Origin of the sequence: Erwinia endophytica (assembly GCF_009295515.1) — a bacterium.
In the GTDB taxonomy this organism is placed as follows: Bacteria; Pseudomonadota; Gammaproteobacteria; order Enterobacterales; family Enterobacteriaceae; genus Erwinia; species Erwinia endophytica.
In genome coordinates, this window is the sequence record NZ_RQVV01000025.1 from 1 (window position 1) to 8,604 (window position 8,604).

The 8,604-nt window shown below is 48.7% G+C and carries 10 protein-coding genes and 1 rRNA gene; 9 read left to right on the plus strand and 2 right to left on the minus strand.

The window, feature by feature from the left end; all coding sequences use genetic code 11:
• Positions 1-19: 19 nt before the first annotated feature.
• Positions 20-135: ribosomal RNA gene (gene rrf / locus EH228_RS08895) — 5S ribosomal RNA — on the plus strand.
• Positions 136-329: 194 nt separating this feature from the next.
• The gene (locus tag EH228_RS08900) at positions 330-566 is read left to right on the plus strand and encodes a hypothetical protein (RefSeq protein WP_152321329.1); all 237 of its coding nucleotides are present in this window, start codon (positions 330-332) and stop codon (positions 564-566) included.
• 433 nt (positions 567-999) lie between these two features.
• On the opposite strand, the gene lpxP is transcribed toward EH228_RS08900, so the two are convergent.
• Positions 1,000-1,920, minus strand: a complete 921-nt coding sequence (gene lpxP, locus EH228_RS08905) for a kdo(2)-lipid IV(A) palmitoleoyltransferase (protein ID WP_152321330.1) — start codon at positions 1,918-1,920, stop codon at positions 1,000-1,002.
• A 398-nt stretch (positions 1,921-2,318) separates the two neighbouring features.
• Here lpxP and EH228_RS08910 point away from each other — a divergent pair, with 398 nt between their 5' ends.
• The 3 genes from EH228_RS08910 (at position 2,319) to EH228_RS08920 (ending at position 4,631) form a co-directional block, all read left to right on the plus strand.
• Positions 2,319-3,548 (plus strand): tyrosine-type recombinase/integrase, encoded by a 1,230-nt coding sequence (locus EH228_RS08910; RefSeq protein ID WP_152321331.1) that lies wholly within the window; start codon positions 2,319-2,321, stop codon positions 3,546-3,548.
• Complete coding sequence (locus EH228_RS08915; RefSeq protein ID WP_152321332.1) at positions 3,541-4,314, plus strand: hypothetical protein; 774 nt, start codon at positions 3,541-3,543, stop codon at positions 4,312-4,314. Before EH228_RS08910 ends, EH228_RS08915 begins: the two co-directional genes overlap by 8 nt.
• Before the next feature lie 92 nt (positions 4,315-4,406).
• Positions 4,407-4,631: an AlpA family phage regulatory protein gene (locus EH228_RS08920; RefSeq protein ID WP_152321333.1), complete on the plus strand. Its 225-nt coding sequence runs from the start codon at positions 4,407-4,409 to the stop codon at positions 4,629-4,631.
• A gap of 151 nt (positions 4,632-4,782) precedes the next feature.
• Here EH228_RS08920 and EH228_RS20190 read toward each other — a convergent pair whose 3' ends face one another.
• Complete coding sequence (locus EH228_RS20190; protein ID WP_193323306.1) at positions 4,783-4,962, minus strand: hypothetical protein; 180 nt, start codon at positions 4,960-4,962, stop codon at positions 4,783-4,785.
• A gap of 128 nt (positions 4,963-5,090) precedes the next feature.
• On the opposite strand from EH228_RS20190, the gene EH228_RS08930 reads away from it, so the two are divergent.
• Genes EH228_RS08930 through EH228_RS08945 form a run of 4 tightly spaced genes read left to right on the plus strand, consistent with a single transcriptional unit; the run spans position 5,091 to position 8,172 of the window.
• On the plus strand, positions 5,091-5,465 hold the full coding sequence (locus tag EH228_RS08930) for a host cell division inhibitor Icd-like protein (protein WP_152321335.1): 375 nt from the start codon (positions 5,091-5,093) through the stop codon (positions 5,463-5,465).
• On the plus strand, positions 5,458-6,069 hold the full coding sequence (locus tag EH228_RS08935; protein WP_152321336.1) for a hypothetical protein: 612 nt from the start codon (positions 5,458-5,460) through the stop codon (positions 6,067-6,069). The genes EH228_RS08930 and EH228_RS08935 overlap by 8 nt, the downstream gene beginning before the upstream one ends.
• Positions 6,066-6,437, plus strand: a complete 372-nt coding sequence (locus tag EH228_RS08940) for a hypothetical protein (protein ID WP_152321337.1) — start codon at positions 6,066-6,068, stop codon at positions 6,435-6,437. Before EH228_RS08935 ends, EH228_RS08940 begins: the two co-directional genes overlap by 4 nt.
• Positions 6,430-8,172 carry a DNA primase family protein gene (locus EH228_RS08945; protein ID WP_152321338.1) on the plus strand — a complete coding sequence of 581 codons (1,743 nt, stop codon included), beginning with the start codon at positions 6,430-6,432 and terminating at the stop codon, positions 8,170-8,172. Before EH228_RS08940 ends, EH228_RS08945 begins: the two co-directional genes overlap by 8 nt.
• Positions 8,173-8,604: the final 432 nt, after the last annotated feature.

Here is an 8,604-nt window from a genome sequence, read left to right on the forward strand (position 1 = left end):
GGACGGCACAAAGAATTTGCCTGGCGGCTTTAGCGCGGTGGTCCCACCTGACCCCATGCCGAACTCAGAAGTGAAACGCCGTAGCGCCGATGGTAGTGTGGGGTCTCCCCATGCGAGAGTAGGGAACTGCCAGGCATCAAACAAGCGGAAGCCCCGACCGGAAGGTCGGGGTTTTTTGCGTTTATTTACCCTTGAAATCCAGCCGTCCTCACAGTTTTGCCACATTATCAAAAAACAACTTCTTAACATTCCTGTCTCTGATGTTTACTTCTGTAGCGTGTTTACATTTTGTCGCTAATTATTGACAGGGAAAATAAGGAGTTAATCGGATGGCAGAATACACATCACAACAGTCTGGGAACGTGACGGTTTTGGCAGTCACCACCCGCCAGAGAATCGGGTCAGTCATTGGTGCTTTCCGCGATGACATGCTTATCCAGGGGCTGTCCACCACCGGGAAACCGACGCTATCGGCCCCAATGACCTCAGACCACTACTTTTTCCGCAGTATCTCAGCACTCTGTTGCAGCAAACCTAACGCGCGATCACGCTGGCGTATAAACTGAGTGGCCATTGCCAGAAAAGCGACAGGCGTTGTCGTCTGTTGCCGCTGCTCACGCAGAATTTGTAATCCAGGAAAAGCGCCACCGCGATAGCTTCGGTCATCGTATGAGTTGCCCGTGCTGTCAGCAATCAGGTCTGGTCTGCTTTAAGCCACTATGTGCATGTCAGTGACACTCAGTAAGCCCTTCATCCTGCTGTCCGTCCGGTATGAATGTTTTTCCATTGTTCCATTGATGATGGCCCGCTTTGCCAACATTACACTGGCGAACACGTCGATAATGAACGCCACGAACGCAAAGCTCTGCCTGATACGGTATGGACGCATGTATGGAGTAAACGTGAAAAATAGAAACTCAAGCACAACTGTGGTTGCTGGCGGTGTGGGGTGAGGAGAGCCAGTCGGTTTTGAGCTGGCTATTGCAAAAAATAAAGTATTCAGTACAGCGATGTAGCCCCGTTCGGGCGGGTCTTGAAACGACGGTGTAGCCACATATATTGGTTGGGGGCCCGCATGATTTCATGCTCAATCACTTTATTCATATATGCCGCGGCTTGTTGTTCATCACTGATTGGATAATCCTTTAGCTCAGGCTGAATTACCAGTTGGTATCCACTACCATCTTCGTTACGGATCAGCACTACGGTTACCATCGCGGGTCTGGCCATACGAGCGAGCATCCAGGTACCGCTGGTCGTTGCTGCTTGTGGTACAGCGAAGAGGGGAGCAAAAACACTGCCTTTCGGGCCATAGTCCTGGTCAGGAGCGAACCACACCGCTTCCCCTTGCTTCAATGCCTGAACCATACCTCGGAGGTCACGGCGGTTGATCATGGCTTTATTGGAACGCATGCGGCCTTTGGTCTGTACCCACTCCATTAGCTTATTGTTGTGCGGACGGTACATCGCCATCATCGGTTGACAGAGACCCATAGCTCTACCGCCCAGCTCGAGTGACATAAAGTGTACGCCGATAATCAGTGCGCCTCGCCCATTGTCCTGTGCCGCTTGCAGATTGTGTAGTCCGTTGACGGTAAACCAGCGTTTTACCCGGCGATCCGACCAGAACCAGGCCATACCCGTTTCCAGCAGGCCCATGCCCAACGATTCGAAGTTTCGGACAATACAAAGCTCTAACTGCTCAACAGGCATGTCTGGAAAACAGAGTTCGAGATTACGGCGGGTAATGCGAATACGGCGCTTAAGGAAGCGCATAGAGGTTCGGCCCATCCAGGTGCCAAGCTTGCGTATAAAGGGGAAAGGGAGTTGTACCAGTAAAAATAGCAGTGCCAATCCGGCCCAGGTTATCCAATAACGGGGGTGCATTAAGCTACGGGAAAAACGAGGTGAATCCTTCATATCTCTCTCTTTATGCGTGCATGGGTGTAACGCATAAAGAACTTAATCCATAGCGATACAGGAGATGAGACAACATTATCGGCAGAAAGTTGAACCTCATGCTGTTTATTTACACAATCAAGACGATTATGTCCAGATTGTAGACATTAAAAAAGGCGCTAATATTTATAGCGCCTTCATCACAATGAACCGAAATCAGTTCATGCCGTATTATCAAAAGCTTAGTTTATGGCTGTTCATCACTGTTTATCGGTTTGTTGTTAAGTTGATGTTTTAAAAATACTATTTATAAAATTTGGTTTATATTTGTTCGCTGCTGTTCATGGGTGTACATTAAGATGTGTAGTCATCCGTGTAGTCAGTCTTGCGTATGAACTGAGTTTCTTGAGGCGCCTTTTATGGCTGGTGGAATGAATAAACTGAGTGATTCAACACTCAGAAAAATGTATGGCAAGGAAAGCCCGGGAGATCGCTATTTTGCTGATGGTGGTGGCCTGAGTATCAAAGTTACCAAAATGGGAGCCATGAGCTGGCTGTTCAGTTACCGGTTGGGTGGCCGCACATCCACACCGCAGCGTCTCAGGCTGGGAAGTTACCCCGATATGTCGCTTAAGACTGCCCGAGAACGGAGAGAGCAGTGTCGCGCTTGGCTGGCTGAAAGCAAAGATCCCCGTCACCAGTTGAATTTCACCACGGCGGAAACTCTGAGGCCCATCACCGTTAGCGAAGCCCTGAATTACTGGATCAGGGAATACGCTACCGACAATCGCGCCAATGTGGAACGACATAAGGCACAGCTGAAGAAGCATATCTTTCCTTATATTGGTTCTCTGCCTCTCGCACAGTGTGAAACTCGTCACTGGCTGGGTTGCTTTGACCGTATCAAGAAAGACTCCCCTGTGGCCGCTGGCTACGTTTTTCAGATGTGTAAACAGGCACTCAAGTTTTGCAGGGTGCGCCGATATGGATTCAGTACCGCCTTGGAGGATTTAACGATCGCTGATGTGGGGAGGAAACAGGGCAAAGGCGACCGGGTACACACTGATGAAGAGTTGGGGGATATATGGCGTAGTGTCAACAGCCTGAAGTTCAAACCCTATTACACTTCACTGTTACGTTTGCTGATGGTATTTGGCTGCCGTTCCCAGGAACCTCGCTTATCTGCCTGGACAGAATGGGACCTGACTAAATGGATCTGGACGGTTCCTAAAGAACACAGTAAGGGAGGGAACAGGATTATCAGACCGATTCCTGACGCTATGAAACCTTTTATCCAGGTACTACATGATCAGCACAAAGACACCGGACTGTTATTGGGTGAGCTGAAAGATTCGTCTGCTGTTAGCCAGTGGGGGCGGACGGTGTGGAAGCGGATGGGCCACGCGGAGCCTTGGAGCCTGCACGACTTGCGCCGGTCACTATCCACCAAACTTAACGATTTGGGCATAGCGCCGCATGTGGTTGAGCAACTGTTGGGGCATACCATGCCGGGAGTGATGGCTGTTTATAATCGCAGCCAGTATCTGAAGGATAAACGCGAAGCCCTTGCTCTGTGGTGTGAGCGGTTGGAGTTATTAGCTATCAACGACACTAGTAACGTAATTATTCTAAGGACTTCTCATGAGTGACTTGAAAAGAGCATACTATCCGCTACACATGGCTGCCGCAAAGATGGGATGTTCAGTTGTAGATATTCTTCATCTTGGAGCAACGAATAGGATCGAGATATGTGCATACATTGATGGTTTTGAAGAAAGTGAAGATTATTTTTCATTTAATGTGTTTTTTGAAAATGAATCGGATTTTATTGATGAGGTAAAAAATAATAATGCAATTATAACAGACAACTATGAGGTTGCATATTTTAATTACAACGAGGATTTTCGTATTATTAATGAACGGAGTTTTATATTTGAAAGTTGGTATGCAAATTATCTTAATGGTTTTTTTGTTGTACCGTCTAACTATTTATTATATCTTGAATTTTCAGATGGTTATGATGATGTAAAGATTAATGTTAGTGATTTATCTACTCCTGAAATAGATGGTAAAAAATTCCAGATTGCAAATATTGAAGGGGTTTTTATTTCTGTCAATAAACTTGTAATTCTTGCTGATGAACTAGATAAGTTCAGTCTTGATACGCAGGCTAAATTTCCCGGTAGTGAAAAAGGAATGAACGAGTCACGGAAAACTATAGCCAAAAAAGCAAACATCATAAGAGCATTCTTAAGTCTCATCCCCGATCTTAATGGAATGGATATTGATTCCATGCCTGCAAAGAAAATAAAAGAGTTAGTAGAGACAATTGCTGCTAATAAGGGAAAGGAATTTCCTCATACTGATTTGGGTACATGGGCAAAATACCTTGAGAAAGGACGATTCAAAGCGTGAAATCACTTTTTCGGTGATGTGATTTCACCCACATAACTTCGGCGATATCTTCTAATGCTCCCTCGAACCATGACGAACGAGGGCATTATTCTATGAACAATACCAATCAAACCGCTATATCTGTAGAGCGCATCATTCGTGAAGCAGAATGTAAGCAACTCTCCGGCCTTGGCCGCACAACCCGCTATTTGAAGGAAAAAGAAGGAACCTTCCCACCACGCCGTAAATTAGGAGGCCGGTCTGTAGGGTGGATGCTCTCAGAGATTCAGAAGTGGCAGCGTGATCAACCTGTGGCCTCTACTGACAGAGCGTCGTGAGGAGGTGACTTATGTCGGATAAAACAAAGGCGGCCCTGCACGGTCGCCAGTGTCACAACAATAATCGTTGCTCCAGCCAAGATAGCACATTGATCGATCCGGTCAATAGCGCTGGTGATATCCCCTCACCGGGCTGGTGGAAAAAGATAACTCAGCCTTTTGACTCAATGCCGCGTGACTGCAATTCCTTTCGGATTACGCGCTTTATCCAGGCTGAGACAGAAGCATCGCCATCTTGCTCAATCGCCTTCTTAATGCCTTCTTCCAATGGTGGCTCAACACGTAAAGCGATCTGTTTGCTGCCTTTACCTTTAATGCTGATGGTTGACACTTGGTATACTCCTGCCTATAGTGGTTTTGTAATGCAAGTGTATTGCAGGCGTATACCAAAAACAACGCCCCGGAGTGTTTGCGGCACAACCGAGGCGTCTAACCACAACGTTAGAAGGAGTAACGATCATGGCTGACACACAGTCTACCCAAACTCACCCTAAATTTACATGGCGCTTTCTGGCCGTTCCTGTTGCTTTCCCAGACGCAAAACCGATCGTGCTGCACTCTAACGCCTCGAGCGTGACTGAAGCCCGTCAGAACTGGCCCGGATGGGAATTGTTCTTCGCTGCTCGTTTACCTGTAGTCGATATGCTGCCAGCACACTTACCGGAGCGCGGTGATCGTTACCTTGAACGCGATAGCGGAATGATGCTTGTTATCCGGGAACGTAGAGCCGGCCGCGTGGTGTTCTCCTATGAGCAATACACACTGGCAATCCATGATCGCCCGCTACAGGGATTCGCTGATGGTTTCCAGTTACTGGAGGTGGCCCATGTCTGAAAAGCAAACTACAAGCAGGATTAACCTGTTAAGTGCAGCCGTCCGGGATATGGATTGCCTGTCAAAAACTGAGCTGGCAGAAATATCGTCAATAGCACAACTGGCGCTGGCCTGGATGGAGACGCCGCAGGGTTACCTTGATCCGGAAGTGATAGCCAGCGCGTTAAACGCCATCAGATACAAAGCGGACAATCTGTCCGAGTGCATCGGGGTTGAGTCCGGATCTGTTGGTTGCGAATACACAGATGATGCCCGTGTCCGCCGTATCCATGCCAGAGAAGAAGCCATCAGGGGGGGAGAGTATGCTTACTGGCAAGCCTTGGTGGAAGACAGCTACCTGCTCAGTTACAGCGATGAGGCCCTGCATGAGGTTAAAAGTAATAGCCTGAATGCTTTTTACGCCATTACTAAAGGAATGTCTGCTATTGGCCGGCTTGTCATGGCTGCCGGCGGCCCTGATGAATACAGCGGCAAGACGGCACAGGAAGAACTTTACAGTCTGGGCCTTTTAATGAAAGAGATGCCGCTTATGGTTGAGGCTTATGTAGAGAAAATCCGCCAGATTGACGCTATCCAGCAGGTTCGCGGGGAGGGTAAAGCATGATCAGTAACGTTAAATTTAACGAACTGGCCAGCAGGGTGAATCAACTGCAGGGCAGGGTTGAGTCGCTGGAAAGTCAGATCAAATCTTTAACGGCCAGCCAGGGCGGGGAAATCCCCCTCGGTATGTCACCGATAACCACGCTGGCGGCAGAATTTGGGATTAGCACCAAAAAGGCCGAAGAACGGGCACAAAATACCGGTGTCATGGTTATTCGTCAGAAAGGCGGCGGGTACATTGTTCATGATGAGAAATTCAGGGAGGCGGCACGGCGGGTACTTCGTGCGGCTAAGCGTAAATACGGTTCCGCATACTGGTATCACCCATTGCTCGGTAAGTTTCAGATGAACGGGGCATTCCACAATGAGTAATGCAGTCGTCATTCCTGAAGAAATTTCTGATGCGCTGTTCTCCTGTATCTACAGCTGGGTAAACGGACATCCGGTAGATAAAAAGGAAACAGCAGCCGCAGCGGCCAGGCATAAGGATAAAACCTCAAAATATGGTGCTCTGGCGCAACGCCTGAAGGGGTTTGTTGCTGGTTCCGGGCCTACCTATGACCAGCTTTGTGAAAGCGGCCTGCTTCTGACAGACAGGGAAAAGCAGAAGAAAAACCGGTGTGCGCTGGTGGCTGAATACATCGGCGATGAAGGGATTAAAGCGGTACTGACTGACGCCGGGCGAATAAACCGTCTCTTTCCGCCAGCGAAACCGGAGAAAAAGAAGCTGCCCACGGATGCGGTCGTATCATCACTGGCGCAGATGGGACCCAGCCAGCGTGGCGATGTGTTACTGGCGCACTATGACGGACTGTTAGCCCTGCATGTCGCCTCTGACACAGTTCACCATTACAACGGTGTTATCTGGAAACCCGTCAGCGATAAAAAGCTGGCACGGGAGATGGCGACCATCTTCAGGGAACGGGATGTGCCGTATTCCATCACGGCCATAAAGAACACTGTTGACACCATGAAACTGAATCTGCCTGAAATGGGCGTAACGTCCCGTCATCTGACTGGTTTTCGCAATGGTGTTTTTGATACCCGTGAAGGCACATTCAGGGCACACAGCCGAGAGGACTGGTTACTGGTTGCCAGTGATGTTGAGTTCCTGCCCGCAGCTGAAGAGGAAACACTGGCAGGCCATGCCCCGGCGTTCTGGAAGTGGCTCACCTGGTCAACCGGTGGCAACGCCCGGAAAGCAGATCGTGTTCTGGCCGCGCTGTATATGGTGATGGCTAACCGCTATGACTGGCAACTGTTTCTTGAGGTGACCGGGGTGGGCGGCAGTGGTAAAAGCGTGATGGCCGGGATATGTACCATGCTGGCCGGAAAGGGGAACACGGTATCGGCAGGTATGGCTGCGCTGGAGAACCCCCGCGAGAGGGCGCTGATTGTGGGTTATTCACTGATAACGTTGCCGGATATGGCCCGTTATGTCGGTGATGGTGCAGGTATTAAAGCGATCACGGGCGGTGACAAGGTGGCTGTCGATCCGAAGCATAAAGCGCCTTATTCAACCCGTATACAGGCGGTGATCCTGGCTGTCAATAATAACGCCATGTCATTCAGTGATCGCAGCGGGGGGATATCGCGGCGGCGGGTGATTTTCAACTTCTCCCAGGTTGTGCCGGAAAATGAACGTGATCCGCAGTTGCCGGAAAAAATAGAAGCGGAACTGCCCGTAATTATTCGCCACCTGCTGATGCGTTTTACTGACCAGCCGGAGGCCCGGCGACTTCTGTCTGAGCAGCAGAAATCAGGGGAGGCATTAGCCATCAAACGGGAAGGCGATTCGCTGGTGGATTTTTGCGGCTACCTGCAGGCGTCGGTGCAGTGTGATGGCATGTTCATTGGCAATGCCTCCATTGTTCCATTCAGCCCCCGGAAATATCTCTATCATGCGTATCTGGCCTATATGCAGAGTAATGGCCTCAGTAAGCCGGTGTCGCTGACCCGCTTTGGATCGGATATGCCGGGGGCAATGGCGGAGTATGGAAAAGAGTACCTGAGGAAGAAAAGCACCAGAGGGAATATACGCTCCAACATCAGCCTGAGCAGTGAGGCTGAAGAGTGGCTTCCGCTGACGGCAGGACTTAAAAATTAACGTTATTAAATAAGTCTCCACCAGTATCCGGTTTATTCAATATGGTTTCAAAAACAGAGGGTTAATGAGTGGATACTTTAACTGTTACTCTCCACTCACTGTCAACCTCTCCACCGTTAATGATGTAATGGAGTGGAGGGCTGGAGTGGATGCTTACGGATACTTAAAAAAGAAATAACCACCCGGTAATGATATGATAAATAAAGACTAAATAACAAATATGGAGAGGTGGACAGTTAACAGCATAATTTTTATTTTTTATGGTATCTGAAATAATTCTCTGCTTTTTCTCACTGACAGCCATACATGGTCTGCCTGTTGATATGAAAAATAAGGATATTTTCTACACAGGTCTGTTGTTATCGCAGGGGGAGCACAATCTTTCATTTTTCTCACATTAACATGCGGTCTTTTATTTTTTGATAAAAATTT